General features: G+C 69.3%; 24 protein-coding genes and 2 pseudogenes. 14 read left to right on the top strand and 12 right to left on the bottom strand.

Annotated features, from left to right (window positions below):
- The first annotated feature begins 63 nt into the window (after positions 1 to 63).
- A complete protein-coding gene (locus Pflav_RS31335) occupies positions 64 to 1,338 on the top strand; it encodes an AI-2E family transporter (protein WP_173040410.1) in 1,275 nt (424 codons plus the stop codon).
- Here the strand turns inward: Pflav_RS31335 and Pflav_RS31330 are convergent.
- Positions 1,335 to 3,371, bottom strand: a complete 2,037-nt coding sequence (locus Pflav_RS31330; protein ID WP_173040408.1) for an ATP-dependent DNA helicase — start codon at positions 3,369 to 3,371, stop codon at positions 1,335 to 1,337. The genes Pflav_RS31335 and Pflav_RS31330 overlap by 4 nt on opposite strands.
- Positions 3,372 to 3,483: 112 nt before the next feature.
- Positions 3,484 to 4,191: a hypothetical protein gene (locus Pflav_RS31325; protein WP_173040406.1), complete on the bottom strand. Its 708-nt coding sequence runs from the start codon at positions 4,189 to 4,191 to the stop codon at positions 3,484 to 3,486.
- 154 nt (positions 4,192 to 4,345) lie between these two features.
- On the opposite strand from Pflav_RS31325, the gene Pflav_RS31320 reads away from it, so the two are divergent.
- A complete protein-coding gene (locus tag Pflav_RS31320; protein ID WP_173040404.1) occupies positions 4,346 to 4,849 on the top strand; it encodes a DUF402 domain-containing protein in 504 nt (167 codons plus the stop codon).
- On the opposite strand, the gene sigJ is transcribed toward Pflav_RS31320, so the two are convergent.
- A complete protein-coding gene (sigJ, locus tag Pflav_RS31315; RefSeq protein WP_173040402.1) occupies positions 4,846 to 5,793 on the bottom strand; it encodes an RNA polymerase sigma factor SigJ in 948 nt (315 codons plus the stop codon). The two genes, Pflav_RS31320 and sigJ, sit on opposite strands and share 4 nt — an antisense overlap.
- 59 nt (positions 5,794 to 5,852) lie before the next feature.
- Between sigJ and Pflav_RS31310 the strand changes: the two are divergent.
- The 3 genes and pseudogenes from Pflav_RS31310 to Pflav_RS31300 all read left to right on the top strand — a co-directional run bounded on the left by Pflav_RS31310 (position 5,853) and on the right by Pflav_RS31300 (position 8,355).
- Positions 5,853 to 6,727, top strand: a pseudogene (locus Pflav_RS31310) (PPK2 family polyphosphate kinase).
- A complete protein-coding gene (locus Pflav_RS31305) occupies positions 6,724 to 7,350 on the top strand; it encodes a DUF47 domain-containing protein (RefSeq protein WP_173040400.1) in 627 nt (208 codons plus the stop codon). Before Pflav_RS31310 ends, Pflav_RS31305 begins: the two are co-directional and overlap by 4 nt.
- A 3-nt stretch (positions 7,351 to 7,353) precedes the next feature.
- On the top strand, positions 7,354 to 8,355 hold the full coding sequence (locus Pflav_RS31300; RefSeq protein ID WP_173040398.1) for an inorganic phosphate transporter: 1,002 nt from the start codon (positions 7,354 to 7,356) through the stop codon (positions 8,353 to 8,355).
- Positions 8,356 to 8,369: 14 nt separating this feature from the next.
- Here Pflav_RS31300 and Pflav_RS31295 read toward each other — a convergent pair whose 3' ends face one another.
- Positions 8,370 to 9,347 carry a Gfo/Idh/MocA family protein gene (locus Pflav_RS31295; protein ID WP_173040397.1) on the bottom strand — a complete coding sequence of 326 codons (978 nt, stop codon included), beginning with the start codon at positions 9,345 to 9,347 and terminating at the stop codon, positions 8,370 to 8,372.
- Positions 9,348 to 9,378: 31 nt separating this feature from the next.
- Here Pflav_RS31295 and Pflav_RS31290 point away from each other — a divergent pair, with 31 nt between their 5' ends.
- Positions 9,379 to 10,200 (top strand): NUDIX hydrolase, encoded by an 822-nt coding sequence (locus Pflav_RS31290; RefSeq protein WP_173040395.1) that lies wholly within the window; start codon positions 9,379 to 9,381, stop codon positions 10,198 to 10,200.
- Positions 10,201 to 10,253: 53 nt separating this feature from the next.
- Here the strand turns inward: Pflav_RS31290 and pstB are convergent, their stop codons facing one another.
- From pstB to Pflav_RS31255, 7 genes are all read right to left on the bottom strand, one after another.
- Positions 10,254 to 11,141 (bottom strand): phosphate ABC transporter ATP-binding protein PstB, encoded by an 888-nt coding sequence (gene pstB, locus Pflav_RS31285; RefSeq protein WP_173040393.1) that lies wholly within the window; start codon positions 11,139 to 11,141, stop codon positions 10,254 to 10,256.
- A 1-nt stretch (position 11,142) separates the two neighbouring features.
- Positions 11,143 to 12,057, bottom strand: a complete 915-nt coding sequence (gene pstA / locus Pflav_RS31280; RefSeq protein WP_173040391.1) for a phosphate ABC transporter permease PstA — start codon at positions 12,055 to 12,057, stop codon at positions 11,143 to 11,145.
- The gene (gene pstC, locus Pflav_RS31275; RefSeq protein ID WP_197938792.1) at positions 12,054 to 13,040 is read right to left on the bottom strand and encodes a phosphate ABC transporter permease subunit PstC; all 987 of its coding nucleotides are present in this window, start codon (positions 13,038 to 13,040) and stop codon (positions 12,054 to 12,056) included. The genes pstA and pstC overlap by 4 nt, the downstream gene beginning before the upstream one ends.
- Before the next feature lie 92 nt (positions 13,041 to 13,132).
- Positions 13,133 to 14,221, bottom strand: coding sequence for a phosphate ABC transporter substrate-binding protein PstS (gene pstS, locus Pflav_RS31270; RefSeq protein WP_173040389.1), 1,089 nt, complete (start codon positions 14,219 to 14,221; stop codon positions 13,133 to 13,135).
- Positions 14,222 to 14,447: 226 nt separating this feature from the next.
- The gene (gene mshD / locus Pflav_RS31265) at positions 14,448 to 15,425 is read right to left on the bottom strand and encodes a mycothiol synthase (RefSeq protein WP_173040387.1); all 978 of its coding nucleotides are present in this window, start codon (positions 15,423 to 15,425) and stop codon (positions 14,448 to 14,450) included.
- A gap of 20 nt (positions 15,426 to 15,445) precedes the next feature.
- Positions 15,446 to 16,147 carry a polysaccharide deacetylase family protein gene (locus Pflav_RS31260; RefSeq protein ID WP_232072131.1) on the bottom strand — a complete coding sequence of 234 codons (702 nt, stop codon included), beginning with the start codon at positions 16,145 to 16,147 and terminating at the stop codon, positions 15,446 to 15,448.
- Between the two features lie 391 nt (positions 16,148 to 16,538).
- Positions 16,539 to 17,252: a winged helix-turn-helix transcriptional regulator gene (locus Pflav_RS31255; RefSeq protein ID WP_173040385.1), complete on the bottom strand. Its 714-nt coding sequence runs from the start codon at positions 17,250 to 17,252 to the stop codon at positions 16,539 to 16,541.
- Positions 17,253 to 17,509: 257 nt separating this feature from the next.
- On the opposite strand from Pflav_RS31255, the gene Pflav_RS31250 reads away from it, so the two are divergent.
- From Pflav_RS31250 to Pflav_RS31230, 6 genes are all read left to right on the top strand, one after another.
- Positions 17,510 to 18,412, top strand: a complete 903-nt coding sequence (locus tag Pflav_RS31250) for a hypothetical protein (protein ID WP_377307758.1) — start codon at positions 17,510 to 17,512, stop codon at positions 18,410 to 18,412.
- Positions 18,413 to 18,453: 41 nt separating this feature from the next.
- Positions 18,454 to 19,260: an LmeA family phospholipid-binding protein gene (locus Pflav_RS31245; protein WP_232072129.1), complete on the top strand. Its 807-nt coding sequence runs from the start codon at positions 18,454 to 18,456 to the stop codon at positions 19,258 to 19,260.
- Between the two features lie 67 nt (positions 19,261 to 19,327).
- Positions 19,328 to 19,405 carry an Ms5788A family Cys-rich leader peptide gene (locus Pflav_RS48125; RefSeq protein ID WP_311202345.1) on the top strand — a complete coding sequence of 26 codons (78 nt, stop codon included), beginning with the start codon at positions 19,328 to 19,330 and terminating at the stop codon, positions 19,403 to 19,405.
- Positions 19,406 to 19,564: 159 nt separating this feature from the next.
- A complete protein-coding gene (locus Pflav_RS31240; protein ID WP_173040383.1) occupies positions 19,565 to 20,413 on the top strand; it encodes a sulfurtransferase in 849 nt (282 codons plus the stop codon).
- Between the two features lie 2 nt (positions 20,414 to 20,415).
- Positions 20,416 to 20,748: a DUF1416 domain-containing protein gene (locus tag Pflav_RS31235; protein ID WP_173040381.1), complete on the top strand. Its 333-nt coding sequence runs from the start codon at positions 20,416 to 20,418 to the stop codon at positions 20,746 to 20,748.
- Positions 20,749 to 21,156: 408 nt separating this feature from the next.
- On the top strand, positions 21,157 to 21,390 hold the full coding sequence (locus Pflav_RS31230) for a DUF397 domain-containing protein (RefSeq protein ID WP_173040379.1): 234 nt from the start codon (positions 21,157 to 21,159) through the stop codon (positions 21,388 to 21,390).
- Here the strand turns inward: Pflav_RS31230 and Pflav_RS31225 are convergent.
- Positions 21,328 to 22,176 (bottom strand): helix-turn-helix domain-containing protein, encoded by an 849-nt coding sequence (locus Pflav_RS31225; RefSeq protein WP_173040377.1) that lies wholly within the window; start codon positions 22,174 to 22,176, stop codon positions 21,328 to 21,330. The genes Pflav_RS31230 and Pflav_RS31225 overlap by 63 nt on opposite strands.
- A 550-nt stretch (positions 22,177 to 22,726) precedes the next feature.
- Between Pflav_RS31225 and Pflav_RS31220 the strand changes: the two are divergent.
- Positions 22,727 to 23,157 (top strand): annotated as a pseudogene (locus Pflav_RS31220) (winged helix-turn-helix domain-containing protein).
- Between the two features lie 184 nt (positions 23,158 to 23,341).
- Positions 23,342 to 24,190: a hypothetical protein gene (locus tag Pflav_RS31215; protein ID WP_173040375.1), complete on the top strand. Its 849-nt coding sequence runs from the start codon at positions 23,342 to 23,344 to the stop codon at positions 24,188 to 24,190.

Below are 24,190 nucleotides of genomic sequence, written 5' to 3'. Positions count from 1 at the left end.
GTCGGGGTTGGAGGTTGCTGCCCGATACGGTAAGGAACGTCGTGGCAGCGGCGAGGGGGATTCGTGAGTCGGTTCGAGCGGGTGCGGGCCAATCTGCGCCGGGCGTACGAGGCCGGTCGCGAGACCGTGCGCGCCCGCCGCGAGGAAGCACGCCGCGCCGCCGAGTCGGGTAACGGCAGTTCGTTCCGTGACCTGGACGATCCGCCGCCCACGACGCCGCAGGACGTGCACCCGTCGACCACCAGCCGCGACGACATCGAGGTGCCGCGCTCGCTGCGGATCGGGTCGGCGTGGGCGTGGCGCCTGATCGTGCTGGGCGTCCTCGGCTGGGCGCTGCTCCAGATCATCAGCCGGGTCCACATCGTGATCATCCCGCTGGTGATCGCGATGCTGCTCTCCGCGCTGCTCGCGCCGGCCGTGCGGTGGCTGCTGCGGCTCGGGCTGCCCCGCTCGCTGGCCACCGCGGTCGTGCTCATCGCCGGCCTCGCCGCGGTCGCGGGCACGCTGACACTTGTCATCACCGAGTTCATCGACGGCCTGCCGCAGCTCACCGACAGCGCCACGCAGGGCATCCGGCAGATCCAGAATTGGCTGCAGACCGGGCCCCTCCATCTCTCCGACCGGCAGATCGACAGCTACGTCGACACGGCGGAAAAGTGGCTGGACGACAATACCCAGTCGCTCACCAGCGGGGCGGTCTCCACCGCGACCACGCTCTTCGAAGTGCTCACGGGCATGTTCCTGGTGCTCTTCGCGACGTTCTTCTTCCTCCGCGACGGCGGCCGCATCTGGCGCTTCATGGTGCGGCTGCTGCCGCTGCGGGCGCGGTGGCAGGTCGACGACGCGGGCCGGGCGGGCTGGCTGACCCTCGTGGCGTACGTGCGGGCGACCGTGCTTGTGGCGTTCATCGACGCGGTCGGCATCGGCGTGGCGGTGTGGATCCTCGGCGTGCCGTTCCCGCTGCCGCTGGCCGCGCTTGTGTTCCTCGGCGCGTTCATCCCGATCGTCGGTGCCACGCTCTCCGGCGCGGTCGCGGTGCTCATCGCGCTTGTCGACAGCGGCTGGGTGAGCGCGCTGATCCTGCTCGGCGCGGTGATCGCGGTGCAGCAGGTCGAAGGTCACGTGCTCCAGCCGCTGATCATGGGCCGTGCGGTGGCGATCCATCCGCTCGCCGTGATCGTGTCGATCGCCGCCGGCGTGGTGCTGGCCGGCATCGTGGGCGCGCTTGTGGCGGTGCCGCTCGTCGCGGTGCTCAACACGGCCATCCGCCGGCTCAGCAACCCGCGCCGCCCGGAGGTGCCTCCCGATGCGGTGGTGGTGCGGGCGACCCCGCCCTAGCCAGCGTCGCGGAGGCGCTTGAGCGCGCCGAGCGCGACCTCGCGCTTTGTCGTGTACCAGAACGGGGGCAGCGACTTGCGCAGGAACGGCCCGTAGCCGCGGGCGGTCTCCAGCCGCGAGTCGAGCACCGCCACCACGCCCTTGTCGCCGGTCGAGCGGATCAGCCGCCCCACGCCCTGGGCCAGCCGGATCGCCGCGATCGGCACGCTCACCGAGGCGAAGCCGGAACCGCCCTTGGCGTCGACAGCCGCCGCGCGGGCCGCGGCGAGGGGCTCGTCGGGACGCGGGAAGGGCAGCCGGTCGATGACCACGAGCTGGCACGAGTCGCCGGGCACGTCGACCCCCTGCCACAGCGACATGACGCCGAAAAGGCAGCTGGCCCGCTCCTCGCGGAAGCGGCGGACGAGCAGGGGCAGCGCCTCCTCGCCCTGGAGGAGCACGGGCAGGTCGACCTTCGACCGCAGCAGCTCGGCCGCCTGCTGGGCGGCCCGGCGCGAGGAGAAGAGCCCGAGCGTGCGGCCGCCGAGCGCGTCGACGAGTGCGAGCAGCTCATCGCCCGCGGCGCTGGGCAAGCCGGAGGCGGCGGGGCGGGGCAGGTGCGAAGCCACGTACAGAATGCCCTGCCGCGGGTAGTCGAACGGCGAACCGACGTCGAGCGAGTGCCAGTCACCGTCGTCGCCGTCCTTGCCGTCGGGTGCCGCCAGCCCCAGCGCCTTCGCGACGGTCTCGAACTGGCCGCCCAGCGTCAGTGTCGCCGAGGTGGCGACGACGGTGCGCTCGTCGTACAGGTGGGTGGCGAGCGTGCCCGCGACGGAGAGCGGCGCGACCACGAGGGCTCGGCGCCCTCCGACGTCCGGCTTCTCCACCCAGGCCACGTCGTGCGCGGCCTCCTCCAGCAGCCGCTGGGCGGTCTTGGACATGTCGTCGAGCACCGCCTTGGCCTGCTGCTTACGCACCGGGTCGGGGTCGTCGGACTTGATGTCGCCGATCGCCTCGAGGCCCGTGCGGGTGGCGGCGTCGAGGAGCGTGCACGCCCCGCTCAGCGCGAGCGGGAGCCCGGTGGTGATCCGCCCGGCCGGCGCCTCGGCCAGCCCGACCGTGAGCGCGTCGCCCGCCTCGGCCAGCGCCTCATACGCCTCTGGGGAGATGAACGTGCGGGCCCGCCGCGCCGCCCGGTCGACCATGTCCGGCGTCAGCTCGGCCTGCGCCGCGGACGAGACCCGGTCGGAGAGCTCGTGCGCCTCGTCGACCACGAGCAGCTTGTGCGGCGGGACGATGTGGCGCCCGGCCAGCATGTCGACCGCGAGCAGGCTGTGGTTGGTGACCACGATGTCGGCCTCGCGAGCCCGCGCGCGGGAGGCCTCGGCGAAGCACTCCCCGCCGAACGGACAGCGGCCGGCACCCACGCACTCCCGCGCCGGCATCGACACCTGCCGCCAGGCGGTGTCGTCGACGCCCGGGTCAAGCTCGTCGCGGTCGCCGGTCTTGGTCTTCATCGCCCACTCGCGCAGCCGCTGGACCTGCTTGCCCAGCCGCCCCGCCTCGCCCAGCCACTTCGTGGTACCGGGGGCGGGCGCGTCGAAGAGACCGTCGTCGGGCTCGTCCTCCGCGGAGCTGTCGAGGCGGGCCAGGCACAGGTAGTGGTGCCGCCCTTTCAACACCGCGAACGTGGGTCGGCGCCCCAGCACCGGCTCGACCGCGTCGGCCAGGCGTGGCAGGTCGTGGTCGACCAGCTGGGACTGGAGCGCGAGCGTCGCGGTGGAGACCACGACGGGCCCGTCCACGAGGAGAGCGGGCGTGAGGTAGGCCAGCGACTTGCCGGTGCCGGTGCCCGCCTGGACCAGCAGGTGCTCGCCGGTCTCGATCGACCGCTCGATGGCCAGCGCCATCTCCTGCTGCCCCGGCCGCGCCGCACCGCCCGGCACCGCGCCCACCGCCGCCGCCAGCAGGTCCGTCGCCGTCGGCTCGTGCCCGCGAGACCGAGGCTTTGGCGCCTTAGGGCGTGACGGTGGTGCGTTGGTCGCGGTGGTCACCGTGCGACGGTACCCGTACCCGCCGACGCATCCGTGCTTATCCACAACCCGCGCGCGTTATCCACAACCTCGCAGCTCGGCGCGTCGGCCCGGTCACCAGGTGGCGCCGCGGTCAGGTGCGGAAGCCGAGCTGTCGCAGCATCCGCGCGGGATCCGCGGCAAATGACATCAGGTCGCCCAACTCGCGTGGTAGAAGGTCGCCAATTCCAACCCAGGCGCGGTCATGCGCGTCCTGCATGAGCCGACATACGTGGTACGCGACATCTTCCGCACTCGCCGACGCGATCCAGCGATCGTGGAATTCGATCTCGGCCACCTGGCCGCCCCGGCTCGTAATGGTCAATTCGCCGTCCGGGGTAGACAGCTGTGCTTTCTCGGCAAAATGGTCCGCCAGTCGCCGGCTCGCTTCGTCGAGCTGCCGCTCAGACTGATCCACCAACGGCAGGAGATCCCGAATCAGATCCGGGCCGGACGCATCGGCCAGCCCAGGCGCCAGAGCGCGGTCGAGCAGAGCGGTGGTCGCCGGTGCGCCGCCCATGGCCCAGGACTCCAGGCGCCGGGCCTGCGCTTCGCCGGTCGCGTCGAGGAGGGCGCGGGCCAGGCCAGCAGGGTCGGTGACCTGCCGCCAGTGGCGTACCACCACCACATCGGTGGTGCGGCCGTGACCGTCGACAGTCACCCGCGCCAACCCGTCTCGGTCCTCCCCGGCGAAGCGCGATCGAGGGTCATGGTTTGCGGACAGGCGTGTGGACAAGGCATCCGCTTGCGCGCGCAGCTCTTCCAGATCGGCGAGAAGTCGGGCACTGTCGTCTTCGGACATATGGCGGCTCACCCAAGAATCGACATCGTTTTATGGACTGTGGTGCGGGTGCAAATACTGTAGCGACAATTCTCGATCTCTATTCGCTCGGGTGCGCGGAGTGATGGGCAACGGATGTGGCATCCACCGAACGGACATCGGCTAGGGTGCGGGCATGCCGAGCGACATGGTCCGGGTCGTCTACCGCAAGTACGACGGCACGGCACACCGTGACTACCCCGCGCGCCGGCTGGCCGAAGACGACCTGGGCATCTGGCTGGGCGTGACCGCCGGCACCCGCTCGGTGTACCACGGGCGTCCATCGGTGGAGCAGATCCCGTTCGTGTTGCTGGTACCGCACGACGCGTGGTGGACCGGCATGTTCAACCCGCCGCCGCGTACCAGCGAGGTGTATTGCGACATCGCCACGCCGGCCGAGTGGGAGGGCGACACCGTCCACATCATCGACCTCGATCTCGACGTCGTGCGGCGGCGGGCGACCGGCGCGGTGGAGCTGCGCGACGAGGACGAGTTCGCCGAGCACCGGGAGCGGTTCGGCTACCCCGACGACCTCGCCGAAAACGCGCACGCGGCCGCGGAGTGGCTCCTCGGCGCGCTCGACGACGGCACCGAGCCGTTCGCGTCCGCGTACCGTAAATGGCTTGCCCTGGTCGTCTAAAGCTCCAGCGGCCAAGCGCTCGAGTCCGGCGGCAGAGGCGGCACTGATGCCACCTTCTCGGGGCTCAGCTGATTGAAGACGCCGGTGATCCGGCCATCCGCCGCCGCGAACGACACCACGACGCGCATCGGCCGGCCGTCCTTGTACTCCGCGTCGACCTGGATGCCGAACCCACCGTTGACCTCGACCGCGGCGGCGCGGATGTCGCGCATGTCCTTGCCGGTCCGGCCGAAGAGGCCGAGCACGAAGCGGGCCACCTCGGCGGCGCCGGCCAGCGGGCGCCCGGCGGCCGGGAAGACGCCGCCGCCGTCGCCGAGCATCACCGCGTCGGGTGCCAGCACGGCGAGGAGCTCGTCGATGTCGCCTGATCGCACCGCGCTGAAGAACGCCGCCGCCAGGCGGCGCTGCTCGGGCAGGTCGGCCGTGTGCTTCGGCGGGCCCTCGGCGACCGCCCGGCGGGCCCGCGAGGCCAACTGCCGGGCGGCCTCCACCGTCGTGCCCAGGGCCGTCGCGATCTCGTCGAACGGCACCGCGAACACATCGTGCAGCACGAACGAGACCCGCTGCTCCGGCGTGAGGCGCTCGAGCACGACGAGGAGCGCCATGCTGACCTCGTCAGAGCGGGCCACGACCTCCGAGGGATCCGGGCCGCCGTCGGGCAGGCGGTTGACGAGCGGCTCCGGGAGCCACTGGCCGGGGTACGCCTCGCGACGCACCCGCGCCGACCGCAGCACGTCGAGGCAGATGCGGCTGACCGTGGTGGTGAGCCAGCCGCGCAGGTCGCGAACCTTGGCGCGGGCGGCCGGGTCGGCGAGCGCGTCAGCATAGCGCAGCCAGGTCTCCTGCACCGCGTCTTCGGCCTCGGCGCGGCTGCCGAGCATCCGGTAGGCGACCGCGCCCAAGTGGCTCCGCTCGGCCTCGAACTCCGTGGCGAGATCCCGCACCCGTCCAGTGTTACCTACCCTGAGCGGCACAGACGCCCTGGGTAAGCGATGATCGGTTGATGACGTCTGTACGCGAGCTGCTTCGGGTCGGTCCGGCTGTGGATCTCAAGGACATCGACCCGAGCTCGACGCCCGGCCTGCCCGGCCGCAAGATCACGGGCAAGGACAGCAAGTCCTGGGCCCGGGAGCAGCTCGCGTTGATCGGCGGTCAGCTCACGGTGAAGCAGGAAATGCTGTACGCGGGCGCGAAGGCCGGCGACAACCGGCGGCTGTTGCTGGTGCTTCAGGCGATGGACTGTGGCGGCAAGGACGGCACCGTCAAGAAGGTGGCCGGCGCCATGAACCCACTCGGGCTGCACATCGTGAGCTTCGGTCCGCCCACCGAGGAGGAGCGCGAGCACGACTTCCTGTGGCGGATCCGGCGCGCGCTGCCGCCCACCGGACTCGTTGGTGTTTTCAACCGGTCGCAGTACGAGGACGTGCTCATCGCGCGGGTCGAGTCGCTGGTGCCGGAGACCGCGTGGCGGGCGCGGTACGGACAGATCAACGGCTTCGAGCGCGAGCTTGCCGACAACGGATTTGCCCTCGTCAAGGTCATGCTCCATATTTCGTACGACGAGCAGCGCGAGCGCCTGCTGGAACGGTTGACCGACCCGACCAAGCACTGGAAGTACGATCCGGCCGATGTGGACGCCCGGGCCAGGTGGGCGGACTACCAGGGGCCTACAGCGACGCGCTGAGCCAGTGTTCGACCGACCATGCCCCGTGGTACGTGGTGCCGGCCAACCGAAAGTGGTACCGCGACTGGGCAGTGGCCAACCTCGTGCTGGAGGCATTCGACGAGATGCGCCTGTCGTACCCAGAGGCTGATTTCGATCTCGACGCGGAGCGTCGGCGGCTGGAGGCGGACCGCGCGCCGGCGATGGCCCCGTGAGGTTTTCCTTCCGGCCCTCCGAGGGTGCCTTCTTCGAGCTTTTCACCAGGGCGGCGCAGAACCTGGTCCGCGGTACCGACCTGCTCAACGAGCTGGCGCTGCCCGGCGTTGACGTGCAGTCGGTCAGCGAGCGACTCACCGAGGTGGAGCACGACAGCGACCAGCTGACGCACGAGCTGTACCAAAAGATCAACTCGTCCTTCATCACGCCCTTCGACCGGGAGGACATCTATCGGCTGGGCTCACAGCTCGACGACGTGATGGACCATCTGGAGGCGGTCGGGAGCCTGCTCTACCTGTACGGCCTCACCAAGCTGCCCGCGCTACCCCGGGAGATGCACGAGCTGATCGCGGTGCTCGACGAGCAGGCCAAGCTGACCGCTGACGCCATGCCCCGGCTGAAGACGATGAAGGCGCTCGAGGACTACTGGATCGAGTGCAACCGCCTGGAGAACAACGGCGACCGCGCCTACCGCATGCTGCTCGTGCGGCTCTTCTCCGGCGAGTACGACGCGCTGACGGTGCTGAAGATGAAGGAGGTCGCCGACGAGCTGGAGGCGGCCTGTGACGCGTTCGAGCACGTGGCCAACATCGTCGAGACAATCGCGGTCAAGGAGTCTTAGTCCTTGAGCGGGGAGCTCGTCGCCGTCCTTGCGGTGATCGTCATCGCGCTTGCCTTCGAGTACACGAACGGCTTTCACGACGCGGCCAACGCGATCGCGACGAGCGTCTCCACCCGCGCCCTCACGCCACGCGTGGCCCTGCTGATGGCGGCGATCGGCAACTTCGTGGGCGCGCACTTCGGCGCCGAGGTCGCCAGGACCGTGGGCAGCGGGCTTGTGGCGCTGCCGACCGGGCGGGACAGCCTGAGCATCGTATTCGCGGGGGTGCTCGGCGCGATCGCGTGGAACCTCGTCACCTGGTACTTCGGCCTGCCTTCATCCTCGTCGCACGCGCTGATCGGCGGTCTCGTGGGCGCCACGATCGCCGCGGCCGGCGACGTGTTGTGGCGCGGGATCGTCATAGACGTCATCCTGCCGATGATCCTGTCGCCGGTGGTCGGCTTCACGCTCGGCTACCTGTTCATGATCGCCGTCCTCTGGACCTTCCGGCGGGCCCACCCGGCCAGGCTCAACCGCGGCTTCCGCATCGCGCAGAGCTTCTCCGCGGCTGCCATGTCGATCGGGCACGGCATGCAGGACGCGGCGAAGACCATCGGCATCGTGGTGCTCGCGCTTTACGTGGGCGGATACCAGGAGAGCGTCGAGCACATTCCGGAGTGGACGTTCTGGGCGTCGGCGACGGTGCTGGCGCTCGGCACGTACGCGGGCGGCTGGCGGATCATCCGTACGCTCGGCCGGAAGATCGTCGACCTGCGCCCGCCGGAGGGCTTCGCGGCGGAGACGGTGGCCAGCTCGGTGCTGTACTTCAACGCACTCGTGCTGGGCGTCCCGATCTCCACGACCCACACCATCACGTCCGCGATCATGGGTGTGGGCGCGACGAAACGCCTCTCCGCCGTCCGCTGGGAGGTGGCGGGCACGATCGTCGGCGGCTGGGTGCTGACGTTTCCCGCCGCCGGACTGATCGCCAGTCTGGCGTACCTGGCCGTGCGCCCGCTTTTCTGAACCCCGCTGGCGCGTCAGGCGTACGACACACCGATCTGGTCGCGGATCTGGTCGAGCAGCTCCATCACCTGGATCGTCACCGCGTGCGGCACGAGCGGGCTCTCGGTCAGCCCTTCGCGGAGGCAGCGCTGCACCTCGGCGGCCTCGTAGAGGTATCCGAGCCCGTCCCGGGAATTCTCCACGACCTCGGGCTCAGCGCCCTCTCGGTGCAGCGTGAACCGGTCCGGCCGGAAGAACGGTGGGTCCAGGACGAGCCGACCCTTGGTACCGCTCACCGTGGCGCCGAGCGCGGTCTCCCCGAGCATGCCGCTGGTGAGCGCCGCGATGGCACCCGAGTCGTACCCGAAGATGATCCCGGTGTTCTCGTCCGTGCCCTCGGGCCCGATCTTGGCCCAGGCGCGTACGTGCTCAGGCATGCCGAGGATCAGGTGGGCGAAGCTCACCGGGTACACACCCAGGTCGAGCAGCGCGCCGCCGCCCAGCTCCGGCGCCCGCATGCGGTGGGTCGGCTCGAAGGGCCCGGCTACCCCGAAGTCGGCGTGGACGCTGGTCACCTCGCCGATCGCGCCGTCGCGGATCAGGTTGACGATGCGCAGCACATTCGGGTTGCACCGCATCCACATTGCCTCCATGAGGAAGAGGCCGCGGTCGCGGGCCAGGTCGATCAGCTCGACCGTGGTGGTGAGGTCCAGCGTGAACGGCTTTTCGCAGAGCACCGCCCGCCCCGCCTCCAGCAGGATGCGGGTGGCGGCGTAGTGGGCCGAGTGCGGCGTGGCCACGTAGACGACGTCGATGTCGCTGTCGTCGGCGAACTCGCGCCAGGACCCGTACGCCCGGGGGATCTCGTGCTTGCCGGCGAATGCCTGCGCCGCCTCCGGCGACCGTGAGCCAACGGCCACCACCTCGGCGTCGGGCAGCAGCTTCAGGTCCTGCACGAAGGCCGTGGCGATGCTACCGGTGGCCAGGATGCCCCAACGCGTGCGCTCACTCATGACATCGGATCGTACGGGCATACTGTTGCCAATGACCGAGGTGGACGGCTGGGAGCTGCCGGAACAGTTCGAGGCGCACGCGCGGCGGTTTTTGGCGGGTGAGGCCGGAGAGCCGGTGGTGCCGCGGGTGGCGGCGACCGTGGTGCTGTTGCGGCCGGCGGACGCCGGCTTCGAGGCGTATGTGCTGCGGCGGGCGGCCTCGATGGCGTTCGCCGCGGGGATGTACGCGTTTCCGGGCGGCGGGGTCGACCCGGCCGACGCCGGTGCCGACCTGGGCTGGGCAGGGCCGTCGCCGGAGGAGTGGGCGCGGCGCCTCGGACGGCCGCCGGCCGAGGCGCAAGCGGTGGTGTGCGCGGCCGTGCGCGAGGTCTTCGAAGAGGCCGGTGTGCTGCTCGCCGAGGGAGCCACGCTGCCCGAGAGCGACGAGCTCGAAGGTGACCGCCAGCGGCTGGTACGCCGGGATGTGCACCTCGCCGAGGTGCTCGCGCGGCGCGGGCTGGTGCTCCGCTCGGACCTGCTCGGTGCGTGGGCGCGCTGGATTACGCCGGAGTTCGAGGCACGGCGCTTCGACACGTACTTCTTCGTGGCCGCCCTCCCCGACAACCAGCTGCCCCGGGACGTGTCGGGCGAGGCGGACCTCACGATGTGGGTGCGGCCCGCCGACGCCATCGCCGGGTTCGAGGCGGGCCGGATCGCCATGCTGCCGCCCACCGTCGTGTTGCTGCGCGAGCTGGCCGAGTACCCCGATATCGCCGGCGTGCTGGCAGCGGTGCCGGACCGGGACGCGGCGACGGCCGTGATCCCGCGCCCGGAGATCGCCTCCGACGGCACCCTGCGGATCAGGCTCCGCTGACCGAACGAAAACGGCCCGGCAGCGCGAAGCTGCCGGGCCGTCCAGGAAGTGCCTCAGCCGAAGCGGCCCGTGATGTAGTCCTCGGTGCGCTTGTCGGTGGGGTTGGTGAAGAGCTTGCCGGTCTCGCTGAACTCGACCAGCCGCCCGTGCCGCACCTGCTTCTCGTCGACCTCAGCCGTGAAGAACGCCGTGAAGTGGCTCACCCGAGCAGCCTGCTGCATGTTGTGCGTGACGATGACGATCGTGTACGACTTCGCCAGCTCGTGCATCAGGTCTTCGATCTTGCCGGTCGCGATCGGGTCGAGGGCGGAGCAGGGCTCGTCCATCAGGATCACGTCCGGGCGGACCGCGATCGTGCGGGCGATGCACAGCCGCTGCTGCTGGCCGCCGGAGAGGGACAGGCCGCTCTGCTTGAGCTTGTCCTTCACCTCGTCCCACAGGGCGGCGCCGGTCAGCGCCTCCTCGACCTGGTCGTGGACGTTGCCCTTGATGCCGTTGATCTTCAGGCCGTACGCCACGTTGTCGAAGATGGACTTCGGGAACGGGTTGGGCTTCTGGAAGACCATGCCGATGCGGCGGCGCACCTGGATCGGGTCGACGTCCTTGGCGTAGAGGTCCTGGCCGTGGTACGTCACCTTGCCAGCCACACGGGCGCCGGGCACGAGGTCGTTCATGCGGTTGAGCGACCGCAGGATCGTCGACTTGCCGCAGCCGGACGGGCCGATCATGGCGGTGATCTGGTTTTGCCGGATCGGCATCGAGGTACCGCGGACGGCCTCGTAGTTGCCGTAGAAGACGCTGACGTCACGCAGGTCCATGACGGGAGCGCCGGCTGCCTGCGGAGTGTCCACACCGACGGCACCCCACCCGCTGCTGGGGGCGCCGATGCTGACGGATGGGCGGTCCTGCACTGTATCCACCCGGGGATCTGGCGTGGTCATGTCAGCGCTCCTTAATGGCGAAGCGGTTGGCGATAATGCGGGCAACGATCGTGAACAACAGCACGATCACGATGAGGGTCAGGGCCGAGCCCCAGGCCCGCTCCTGCGCGGGCTCGAACACCTGGCTCGCGTTCCGGAAGATCTGTGCCGGCAGCGCGGTGTTCTCCCCGTCGAAGAGGCTCAAGTTCGTCGAGGACGTGATGCCCACGACGAAGACGATCGGTGCGGTCTCGCCGGCCGCCCGCGCGATCGCCAGCAGGATGCCGCTGGTGATGCCGGAGATCGCCGCGGGAAGCACCACCGTCACGGTGGTCCGCCACTTCCGGGCGCCCAGCGCGAGGCTGGCCTGCCGGAGCTCGTCGGGCACCAGCCGGAGCATCTCCTCGGTGCTTCGGATGATCACCGGAAGCATCAGGCAGGCGAGCGCGAGAGAGCCCGCGAAGCCGGTGCGCGTTTCGAAGAGCAGCACCCACGTGGAGTAGATGAAGAGGCCCATCACGATCGACGGAACGCCGGTCATGATGTCGGCCATCATCCGGATCAGCCGGGCGAGCGGCCTCTGCTTGCCGTACTCGTTCAGGTAGACCGCGCCGAGCACGCCGAGCGGGATCGCCATCAGTGCGGCCATGCCTGTGATGAGCAGGGTGCCGACAATGGCCGGGCCCACGCCGCCACCGGAGCGGCGGAACGAGTTAGGGATGTCGGCGGTGAGGAACTCCCAGCTGATCACGCTGCCGCCGCGGCTGATCACCGCCCAGACCACCAGACCGAGCGGTATGACCGCGACGAGCACGGCGACAACGAACAGGCCGAGGAAGATCTGGTTGGCGAGCCGGCGGCGCAGCGAGAGCGCGCCACGGCTCAGATCGGGCGCGCCGGCGGAGGGCCGGGTGACCGGAGGGGCAGTGGTCGTCATGATGCCGTTCCCCTCATCCGGATCTCCGCCCGGCGGACGATGGCCTGGGCGGCCGTGTTGATGATCACCGTCATGATGAAGAGGACCACGCCGAGGCCGATGAGAGCCGCGGTGAAGGTGCCGGTCGACTCGCCGATCTGGGACACGATGACCGCGGGCATCGCGTTGCCGCTGGCGAAGACATTGGCGGTGATCTGGGTCGAACTACCGATGATCAGTGCGATCGCGATCGTCTCGCCCATCGCGCGGCCGAGGCCGAGGATCACGGCGCCGACCAGGCCGCCGAAGCTGTGCGGGAAGACCGCGCCGGTGATCATTTCCCAGCGCGTGGCGCCGAGGGCCAGCGCCGCGTCCTTGTCCGCCCGGGGCACCGTGTCGAACACCTCGCGGGCGATCGAGGTGATGATCGGCGTGATCATGATGGCGAGGATGAGGCCGGCCGTCATGAAGTTACGTCCACTGCCGACCGGTTGGCCGAAGATCGCACCGATCACGGGGATGCCGCCGAGGACGTCGTGGATCCACTGGTAAATCGGGACCAGCTTGGGCGCCACGACGAGGACGCCCCAGAGGCCGAAGACAACGGATGGCACCGCGGCGAGCAGGTCGATCACGGTCACGGCCGGCGCGCGCAGGCGCCGCGGAGCCAGCTCGGTGAGGAAGAGCGCGATGCCGATGGAGACGGGCACGGCGAAGATGAGGGCAATCAGCGAGACGATCGCGGTGCCGTAGATGAACGCGAGCCCGCCGAAGATCTCGCTTGGCGGGTCCCACCGGTTTTGGGTAATGAAGCGCAGTCCCATTTCGCGGAACGCCGGCCACGCTTCCCTCGTCGTGGTGATGAGGATGAGCGCTAGCACGGCGAGCACGAGGAGGCCCGCGGCGAGGGTCAACACCTGGAAGGAGCGGTCGGCGCGCGGGCCGCCGCCCCGGCTGGACAGCTCTGTCTTCGGGTCGGGCCCGGTCTGCGTCTGAGTCGTCAAGGTCTCAACTCCGGTGGGCTAGGGCGCCCATAGGGGCGGGATCGACTCGATCCCGCCCCCGTAGGAAACGCCCGTTCCTTGTTCTCAGCTGGTCACTGGATCTTGTCGAGCTGGGCAAGCGCCTTGGTCTTGAGCGCCTCCGGCAGCGGAGCGAAGTCCACCTCCGGAGCCAGCGTCTGGCCCTCGTTCAGGATGTAGGTGACGAAGCCCTTGACCGCGTCCTTCTTCGCCGCATCCGAGTACGTGGTGCGGACCAGGATGTACGTCGGAGCGGTGATCGCGTAGGTCGTCGGACCCGCGGCGTTCAGCGGGTCGTACGTCAGGTCATCCTTGATCGTCGCGCCGTTCAGCGCGGCGGTCGCACCCTCAAGGCTGGCGGCGACGAACTGGCCGTCCTTGTTCTTGATCGCGGCGAACGACAGGCCACTGGCCTTGGCGTCGCTGAAGTCGACGTAGCCGATGCCGCCGTCAGCCGACTTGATCAGCTGCGCGACACCCGAGTTCTTCTCAGCGCCCTGGGTGCTGGCCGGCCAGTCGAGGGTGTCACCGCTCTTCAGCTTCCAGGCGGGAGCCGCGGCAACCAGGAACTTGCTGAAGTTGTTCGTGGTGCCGGAGCCGTCCGAGCGGTGCGCCACCGTGATGTTCTTGTCCGGCAGCGTGACGCCCGGGTTGTCAGCGCCGATCAGCGGGTCGTTCCACTTCTTGATGTCCGTCTGGAAGATCTTCGCCAGCGTGTCAGGGCTCAGCTGGAGCTTGTCCACGCCGGAAAGGTTGTACGAGACGGTGATCGGAGCGGCGACGGTCGGCACGTACAGGTACGAACCGGCCGCCGGGCCGTCGGTGTCCTTGACCGTGCTGTCGGTGCCGGCGAAGTCGTTCAGGTTGGCACCGAAGTCCTTCTTGCCCTGGCCCGAGCCGACCGCGTTGTAGTTGACCGTGAGGCCCGAGGCCACGGTCTTGAACTCGGTGATGACCTCTTGGTAGAACGCGTCCGGGAAGCTAGCCCCGGATGCCTTCAGCTCGCCGGAAAGGTTGGCGTAGTCGCTGGCGCCGGCGCTGGCGTCAGTCCCGGTGCCCGTGCCGGTGTCGCTGTCGTCATCTCCGCCACCGCAGCCGGCAAGTGCGAGCGCGGCGACCGCGACGCCGACGAGGGCGCGCCGCGAGAGCACGTTGCGGTTCACCTCAGGTAGACCTCTCTGTTGGGATGCGTCCGACCATGAACGGGCCGAACAAAGGCGACGCTAAGAGCGCCAGGTAGCCGGCTTCCACGGCGTGGATGAACGACTCGTGAATACGTTTGTCAGCCAAGTTTGCGCGATGCTGAGGGAGAGTTGTCTGTTCCGTGAACCAGGGGGCCCGTGCCGGAAATTTACGAAATTTCTGGCGCGTCGTTACCACTACGCGATGTCACCTTGATGCAGCCGTGACCGGGTGAACAACTCGTCGGTAACTAACGTCCGTGGACCAACGGGCGAACCCGAGTCGGGTGTAGAGCGCCACCGCCCGAACGTTCGACTCGTCGACGTAGAGCATCGCCTGATCGAGCCCTCGGCCGCGCAGATGCCGCAGCCCGGCCGCGGTAAGCGCGGAGCCAAGGCCGGTGCCGTGCGCATCCGGGTCGATGCCGAGCACGTACACCTCGCCGATCGGCTCGTGCTGATGCTCGTGGTGGTGACCTCGATCGCCATGCACCTTGGTCCAGTGGAAGCCGAGCAGCCGCCCGCTCGCCTCGTCCACCGCAAGGAGGAAGCCAGCCGGGTCGAACCACGGCTCCGCCATCCGCAGCCGCAGGTCGTGTAGCGTCCAGCGGCCCTGGTCCGGGTGGTCGGCGAAGGCCCGGGCGTTGAGTGCCACCCACGCCTCGTCGTCCGCGCCGGGCTGGAACGGCCGCAGCGCCACCCCGTCGGGCAGCCGCGACTCGGGCAGCGGGGCGAAGAGCGAGCGGCGCATCTGTAGGAGCACGCGGTCGCGTACGAACCCGAGGCCGAGCGCGAGCGCCCCGGCCGACGGGTGATCCCCGTGCGCCCACAGGCGCAGGCGGCCGCGGGGGTCGGTCTTGTCGGCGACGTCCATCGCCGTCCGCACAAGGGCCCGCCCGAGCCCGCGCCGGCGGCGCAGCGGGTGCACCACGACCTCCGCGGACGCACCCTCGACCTCGTCGGTGGTGTCCAGGTGGGCATATCCGGCGAGGACGCCGTCCTGGTCCCTCGCCAGCAGGTGTACGGCCGGGGCGTCGCCGCCGTGTCGAAGGTGGAGCACGACGTGCTCGGAGAGGGGGTACGCCCCGTCGGTGTCGCCCGCCGCCTGCGCGAGGGTGAGCACCTCCCGTACCTCCTCCAGGCTCAGCTGGTCCGCACGGGCGGCGACGGGTTGAACGGAGGTCACCCGGTCACCGTATAGCGCGATCAGGTCTGGCCCACCTTGAGTGGCCACTCGTGGCCATGCATCCGCGGCGGGTCGATGCCGGGCGGGAGTGCGCCGAGCTGGAAGCGACGGCCCAGGTTGGGCAGGATCGACCGGAGTGCCGCGATCGTGCTGCGGCGGTCGCCGCCGGCGTCGTGCAGCAGGATTATCGCGCCGCTGGTAGTGCTGGAGTTCACCGTGCTGGCGATGCTCCCCGCGCTCGGCCGGCGCCAGTCCTGCGGGTCGACCGTCCAGTGCAGCGAGGTCATGCCGATCTCGCGGGCGACCGCCACGACCGGCGCGGTCCAGGCGCCGCCGGGCTGGCGGTAGTACGACACGCGGGCGCCGGGCACGGCGGCGCGGATCGCCTCGTTGGTGCGCAGGAGGTCGGCCCGGATGGCGGCCTTGGGGCGGGCGCCCAGCCGTATGTCATGCCTCCACGAGTGGTTGCAGAACGTGTGCCCGTCCCGGGCGATCTGCCGTACCAGCCCCGGGAACGCCTTCACGTTGATCCCGACCAGGCAGAACGTCGCCTTCACGCCGTACTGCCGCAGCAGCGCGAGCGCCTGTGGGGTCTGCGCGGGGTCGGGCCCGTCGTCGAAGGTGAGCGCCACCTGCGGCGTGCCCGTGGTGCGGCGGCTGCCGAACGGTCCACCGTGCTCCAAGGGCAGCGGCGGGCGGCCGGGACCGCTGACGGGCTGCACGCCCAGCTGCGGGGCGGTGCGGCCGGCGGTCGGGCCGCGGCCGCCACCTTCCGCGGCGTACCGGTGGCTGGCGCGGCGCTCGGCGCGGCACTCGACGCCGCGCGCAGTTGGGCGGTGTCGGTACCGAGTTGGTTCCCGACCAGATACGCACTCGCGACGATCGCGGCGATCACACCCGCGACGATCACCACCATACGAACGTTGGACTGGATGGCACCGGTGCGCGCGTGGGTCTCACCGGCCTCTGGGGCCTCCTGGTTAACAGGCACGGCCTTGAGGATAAAACTCTCTTAAGGCTCGTAAGGCCAAAATCGCACAAGTACCTCGCATACGACGAAGCGCCACCCAGCCTGAGCTGGATGGCGCTTCCGGGTGGTCTTGTGGAGGGGTGTCAGACGTGCAGCGCGGCGGGCTCGCTGTCGGGGAGCGGGCGGCTCGGCGGCACCACGAACTTGTAGCCAACCTGGCGGACGGTGCCGATCATCGACTCGTACTCCGAGCCGAGCTTGGCCCGCAGCCGCCGGACGTGCACGTCGACCGTGCGCGTACCGCCGAAGTAGTCGTAGCCCCACACCTCGCGCAGCAGCTGGTCGCGGGTGAACACCCGGCCCGGGTGCTGGGCCAGGAACTTCAGCAGCTCGAACTCCTTGTACGTCAGGTCGAGCGGGCGGCCCTTGAGCTTGGCCGCGTAGGTGTCCGGGTCGATGGTCAGCTCGCCGGCCCGGATCAGGCCACCGGCGCCGGAGGTGGCGTTGGTGAGGCGGCCGACCGCGAGGCGGAGGCGGGCCTCGACCTCGGCGGGACCGGCGCTGGCCAGGATCACGTCGTCGACACCCCAGTCGGCGTTGAGCGCGATCAGGCCGGCCTCGGTGACCACGGCGACCAGCGGCACGCCCAGCCCGGTGGCGTGGAGCATGCGGCAGGTGGCGCGGGCCTCGGCCAGCTCGGAGCGGGCATCCACCATGACGGCGTCCGGGCTCGGGCCGGAAACGAGGGTGCGGACATCGCGCGGAGCGGTGCGCACCGAGTGAGGGAGCAGGTCGAGGGCGGGGAGCACGGCAGACGGCTCACCGGCGCGGGCTGTCACCAGCAACAGGATTTCCACATGAACTCCGTCCTCGCGGCGCTCGGCCGCGCGGTGACCGGCGGTAATCCGGATTACCGGCTTACCGTGTGACTCTGCGTCGGTCCCGGCGTCGCTGACGGGCGGGTGCTGTTGACTTCGGAAGAGCTTAACCGATGGTCAGCCGTAAACGCTCCCGTGCCCAAGCGTTCATCTGTGTGATCGACCATAAAATCGACGATGTCGATCGGCATTCCGGTGATCGGGCCGGGGTGGCGGGGCGGCCTAGTATCGATGACGTGTTTCCCTCAGCCTCCGATACCGCCCCGCGTGGCGTGGCCGAAGACGAGGACGAATTCGAAGAGGTCGAGGTCGTCCCGGTCCGCCCGATCCTCTCGGTCGCCATCGCCGGCTTCGCCGCGCTGCTGGCCGTCGGTCTGGTGTTCGGGGCGCAGACCGCCGGGCCGGGGAGCGCGCGGGTTCCGTACGCCATCGTGATCTTCGGGGTGCAGCTCCTCTTCGTCCTCGCCTGGACGATGGCCATCCGGCCGCCCGCACTGCCCGCCGTCGCCGGAGTCTGCGCGGTCGCGGCGCTGCTCGCCGATGTGGCCGCGGTCCGCCCGCAGAGCGCGACGATCGTCCCCCTGCTGTACGTGTCGATCGGTGGCTTCGCGGTCGCGGTGCTGAGCCAGTTCATTCGCGACGTCGACCGCGTGCGGGCCAAGGACTCGCTCAGCTCCACTTTGCTCATCGTGGTCGGTGTGGTGTCGTTCGCGTCGCTGATCGTGCTCGGCCGCGAGCCGCTCGGCACTCAAACGATCTTCGTGTGCCTGGCCGCGACCGGCATATCGCTGATCGTGGCGCGGCTGACGGACGCGGTGCTCGCCTGGCCGCGGCTCGCGCCCCAGGTGCCCCGCGGTGCCGCGGGCGTGGTCTTCGGCGCGATGGCCGGCACGCTCACCGCGGCGGTCATCGGCAGCTTCCTTGTCGGCTTCACTCCCACCAGCGCCGCGATCGCCGGCCTTGTCGCGGCCGGCCTGGGCGCCCTCGCCGACCTCGCGGTCGGGTACGCCGAGGCCGGGCGCCAGATGGCCGGCGAGCCGCCGACGATGTGGATCGCCCGGCACATGCAGGGCCCGCTCGGCGGGTTCGCGCTGGCCGCGCCGGCCGCGTACACCATGTGCGTCCTGTTCCTGAACTGACCGACGACTCGCATCCTGGAGAGCGGGGTATAACGGCCGCCGTGACGACGTACGGGCATGGATACGGATATGAAGAGGCACCCCCGCGCCGCCGGCGCCGCTGGGGACGGCGGCTGCTGATCGTCTTCCTCGTCCTGCTGGTGATCATCGGCGGGCTGCTCGTCGTCGTGGACCGGGTGGCCGCGAGCGTGGCCGAGCGGACGATCAGCGACGAGATCGCCAAGGAGCTTGTCGCCCAAAACATCACGTCCTCCCCGCCCGATGTCGGCGTGGGCGGCTTTCCGTTCCTGACCCAGGTGCTCTCCGGCGAGTACAAGTCGATCAAGATCAGCCTCCGCGACCTGGAGGGCAACGTCGAGGGCAACGGTGTGCGCGTGCCCCGGCTCGACGTCGACGCCCGCAACGTCTCCGCGCCGCTGGAGGCGATCCGCAGCGGCCAGGGCGACGTCGTGGCGCAGACCCTCAACGGCACGGCCACCATCTCGTACGCCAGCGTGGTGGACCTCATGAACGCGCCCGACCTGCGGCTGTCCGAGCGGGACGGCAAGCTCGTCGTAAACGGGCCGATCGAGTTCGCCGGCCAGCGCATCACCGTCAGCGGCACCGCCTCCGACCTGCGCTACGAGGACGGGCGGGTGCGGATCCGCTTCGACGAGCTGGATGCCGAAGGGGCGCCGACACAGCTTCCCGGCGTGGAGGCGTTTCTCAACCAGCTCGCCCGCCAGTTCTCGATCAGCCTGACGCTGCCTGAGCTCCCGTTCAAACTCGACGTCGGCAGCGTCCGGCCGCAGCCGGACGGGCTCGCCGTGGAAGCGCAGGCCGCCAACGTGGCGCTCAACCAGTGGTAGCCGTGCCGTCCCGGATGGTGAGTCGGTTCTGTCACCAGCAGAAGAACGGCTGGTAAGCTCCCTGCCCATGGGGACGCTCCTCACCAAACGGCGCGCGGTCGACCTGTGCCGCGTGGCCACGTGCCTGTGTCGCCCCGTCATCTGACGGCGGGGCCGGTTCTGCGTACCCTCTGATCCATTACGCCCGGCAGTGGCGCCGTCGCACGTACCCGTGATCCGTCCTAACCCATGGGTCGCGCGCTACGGCGAAGTTTTGAGCGCCCGCGCGCCGACCTCGAATCAATCCTCACAAGGAGTTCATTCGATGAGTCGCGACACTGCACTCGTATCAGCCGACTGGGCCGAGAAGAACCTGGATGCCTCGGGCGTCGTCTTCGTCGAGGTCGACGAGGACACCTCCGCGTACGACACGGGCCACATCCCGGGTGCCATCAAGCTGGACTGGAGGAATGACCTTCAGGACCCGGTGCGCCGGGACTTCGTCAACAAGCAGCAGTTCGAGGCGCTGCTCTCCGAGCGCGGCATCGGCAACGACGACACCGTGATCCTGTACGGCGGCAACAACAACTGGTTCGCCGCGTACGCGTACTGGTACTTCAAGCTGTACGGCCACGGCGACGTCAAGCTGCTCGACGGTGGCCGCAAGAAGTGGGAGCTCGACGCCCGTACGCTCACCAAGGACCCGGTGAGCCGCCCCGCCACGCAGTACACGGCGCAGGAGCCCGACCTCTCCATCCGCGCGTTCCGCGACGAGGTGGTCGCCGCGATCGGCACGAAGAACCTTGTCGACGTTCGCTCGCCCGACGAGTTCGCCGGCCGCCTCCTCGCCCCCGCCCACCTGCCCCAGGAGCAGGCGCAGCGGGCCGGCCACATCCCCACCGCGGTCAGCGTGCCGTGGAGCAAGGCGGCCAACGAGGACGGCACGTTCAAGTCCGACGACGACCTGCGCCAGATCTACGGCGAGGCCGGGCTCGACGACAGCAAGGCCACGATCGCGTACTGCCGCATCGGCGAGCGCTCCTCGCACACCTGGTTCGTGCTGGCGGAGCTGCTCGGTCACCAGGACGTGAAGAACTACGACGGTTCGTGGACCGAGTACGGCTCGCTGGTCGGGGTGCCGGTGGCGCTCGGCGACGAGCCGGGGAAGGCGTGACGATGACTGCCGTTACCTCCGCCAACACCGCCGCGGGCTGCGCGGCGCCAGACCAGGCGGCTCCCCTCCCGGCCAGTGTCGACCTGGAGAAGGAGACCGTGATCACGGGTACCGTCGTGGCCGACTCGGGCGAGGCGGTGGCCGGTGCGTACGTGCGGCTGCTCGACTCGACCGGCGAGTTCACCGCCGAGGTCGTCACCTCGCCGGAGGGCCTGTTCCGCTTCTTCGCCGCGCCCGGCACGTGGACGCTGCGCGCCCTCTCCCGCCACGGCAACGGCGACGCCACGGTTACCGCCAGCCAGGGCATCAACCAGGTGGGCGTTACCGTCGCTTAGTCAACTTCTTGTCACACTCGCCGCCCGGTCGCAGCCGCGACCGGGCGGCGACTTTTTTGTCGGGCGACTACCTTGTCCCCGGGGAATTAAGAAGGGGCGCCCGGCTGCACCCGGACGCCCACTCTGTCCCGACGCTCGTCCGCGGAACGTTTCCCTCTGAGTCATCGCCTGGCCCGTTCCAGGTAGTGCTCGCGACAATCGTCATAGTCGTGTTACTGCCAGCGGCACACCGGTATGGGGTCGACACCGTCGAGACCCTCACCGTGTTGACCGCTACGATCGCACTCGTCAACGCACTCTTCACCCGACAGGGATCTTCGCAGCCTGCCTTGTGACGACCCTGGCGCTGGCTCTGCCGAACCGTTGTGGAGCCAGCGCGTTCGGGTCTCACATTAGGAAGGTCATTCGATGCGTCTTGAGGACGCCGGCATTATTTGGCGAAAGAGCACCAAAAGCGGGGACAGCGAGTGTCTGGAGTTCGCTGCGGTAGGCGATCTGGTACTCATTCGTGATTCGAAGGACGCGGGCGGTCCGCGGCTACAGTTCTTGAACGACGCTTGGCGCTCCTTCGTATCTGCGCTAAGAGCGCCGGATGCGATCCATCGTGGCGAGGACGGCGGTCGAGGTTTCGCCGGCCGGTGACGCGAGCCCCTCGAGGCTCCAGAATTTTTCCATGTAGAGCGCGACGTCCTCGGGATCCTCGCGGAGGATCACGTCATCGAGGTGGCCCTCCAAGAACGCGATAGGCTCGTCTTCGGGCGCGGGAAACTCCAAGACTATGAAACTGCCGAACAACCCGGAGTGCTCGCCGCGCCCGAAGGGCAGCACCTGGATGTGCACTTCGGGCTTCCCGTCGAAGATCAGCAGGTGCTCGAGCTGCCGCAGCATGACATCCTTGCCGCCGATATGCCGGCTGAGCGCCGCCTCGTCGAGGATGAAGAACAGCTCCGGCCCATCGTCCTTGAGGAGCACCTCTTGGCGCTCCATCCGGGCCTGAAGCCGCCGATCGATTACCTCTTCGGTATCGAATGGCCGGTGCGCCAGCTTCAAGATCGACTCAGCGTACTCGCGAGTCTGTAGTGGGCCTGGAATCAGCAATGGCTGGAACGAGCGGATGACCGTAGCGGCGGTCTCGTACTGAAGGTAGGTGAAGTACTGCGTCTTCAGGACGTCGCTGTAGCTGTTGAAGAGTTGTCTCCGCGCGAATCGGGCCATGGTCACCAACTCCTCCACGCGCTCCGACGACGTGATGTTGTAGTGCGCCAAGAGCGACCGGAGATCGACGGTCGAGATGTTGGAGGAGCCTGCCTCTATGCGCAGGAGCTTGGACGGCGACCAGTCGAGCGCCTCCGCTACGTCTTTCTGCGACTCGCCCAGGCTGATACGTGCGTTGCGAAGCGCGATACGGAGTCGGCGGCGAAGGATCACGGGACTTTCGTCTCTTCTCACATCCGTACCTTCCTCGACCCGACGGCCTCCGTCGTGGGCTATAACTAGATGATGCCTCACGCGTTCGACCCGTCATAGGCTGAGCAGCGGACGTGAATGTCCGATGTTGGCTAGTGGCGCCCAAGGCCCTGGTGATGATCCGAAACGGATTCGCCACCTTATCTTCGGTGCTGACCGCATTGGTCCACATTCATTTGCTGGCAATGGTCGCCAGGTGATTTTCCGATCTTTGTCGAAGTTGCCGCCGGACCTTTGATCCGGAGTCCCCGCATTTCTCGATCAGTTGCCGCTGCGCGGGGTGGGCACGGTTCGGGCCGGTCGCCGGGCAGGGGGCTCGTCCGTGTGGCAGCTGTCGGGCAGAACGCGGTCGGACGGACCATAAGCTCTGCGGATTACGACGTTTCGGCGACATCCAGTTGACTTCGTCAATCCCGGGGCGTTGGCTTTGCTTCACGCGACGCTGTGCGCCTGGGGAGGGGATGCGGTGGTCAGCGGAGAGGTGCCGTTCGTCGTCTGCGTTTCGTCAGACGTGGCGGTCCGGGAGCGGGTGGTGCGGCGGCTTGATGACTGTGGGGCGGTGGTGCTCTGTGCCGACCTGTCCGAGCTGCGGGCGATGCTGTTCCCGTCGGCGGTTGCCGTGCCGGTCGCCGTACCGGCCAGCGGACCGGTGCGCTTCGGCGAACTCGTCGTCGACACCGTCGGCCACCTGGTCACCTGGCGGGAAAAGCCGCTGGCGTTGACTCGGCTGGAGCGCGAGCTGCTGGCCCGGCTGGCCAGTCCGCCGCTGGGGTCTGGACGTACGAGCGGCTGTTCGACACGGTGTGGGGTGGCGCCTACCTGGGCGACACATCGATCCTCCACTCCGCGATCAAGCGGCTGCGCCGCAAGCTGCGCGCCGCTCCGGAGGGCCCGTCGGTCGAGACGGTCCGCGGGGTGGGCTATCGGCTGGCCGCCGTCTGAATCCCGCCCGCGCTCGGCCCGGCAGGCACTCGTTGGGCACCGCCTGGCACCATGGCCGGGTGAGCGAGCGAGTTGGCGCGGCGGCGTCTGGACGGAGCCGCCCCGCCGACGAAGTCGGGGTTTCGGGGTGGCGGAGGAAGACGTCGCCTTCAGCGCCGCACGAGCGAGCGCACCAGGAGGCACAGTGACCGGTCCCGTCGCCGCGCCCCCGCGCACGCCACCGAGTCGCCGTGGGCGGTGGCTGACGGTGGTCGCCGTGGCCTGGGCGGTGGTGCTCGGCGTCCTGGGGTACGTGTCGATGCGGAGCGATCCACCCACCGTCCGCGACCAGCGCAGCATCGGTGAGGCCAGGCCACTTGTCGACCGCGCGGTGGGCGAGCTGGCCGTCGCCGCCGGCTCCGACGCGGTGCTCTCCATCTCCAGGTACGAGGTGACGAGCGGTTGCCGCATCACCCCGATCCGTTCCGGGGAGACGCTGGAGCGCGACGTCATCGTCTACACGGGTCAGACCGACGGGCCGGCCCTGCTCGACCGGATCGTGGACCGGCTTCCGCCGTCGTACGAGGCAAGCGTCCGCCACGGCCAGCAGCACGACACACTGCGCGCGGACGCGGGAGAGTTCGTCTCGGTGCGCGGCGGGGTCACCGCACCCGGCATCGTGATCATCACCGTCGGCACCGGCTGCCGCCCGCCCGCCCCGCTCGGCGTGGAGGTCCCAACTCCCAGTGGCGAGGACCGGCGTATCGGTGACCGGATGCTCGTAGCGCTGGGCGGCACGCTCGACGACGTCACGGTGGCCGAGGCGCCCTGCCCGACCGGCGGTACGGTCCGCACCGTCTCCGCGACCGGCTCCAGGTCCGGCTCGGGCAAGCCGCTCCGCGAGGTGCTGGTGCCGCTGTTCGGTAGCGCACAAGGCGGCCCCGCCCTGATCGACACCGTCGACCTGTACGCCTACCGCAGCGACGAGGCCATGGTCGCGGTCGACGCCGAAGAGGACGGCACGCTCGGCGCTTCGGTCACCACGCTCTGCTGA

It is taken from the genome of Phytohabitans flavus (genome assembly GCF_011764545.1).
Taxonomy (GTDB): domain Bacteria; phylum Actinomycetota; class Actinomycetes; order Mycobacteriales; family Micromonosporaceae; genus Phytohabitans; species Phytohabitans flavus.
Note: the sequence above shows the minus strand (reverse complement) of the source record. Positions and strands in the feature narration are given on the sequence as shown.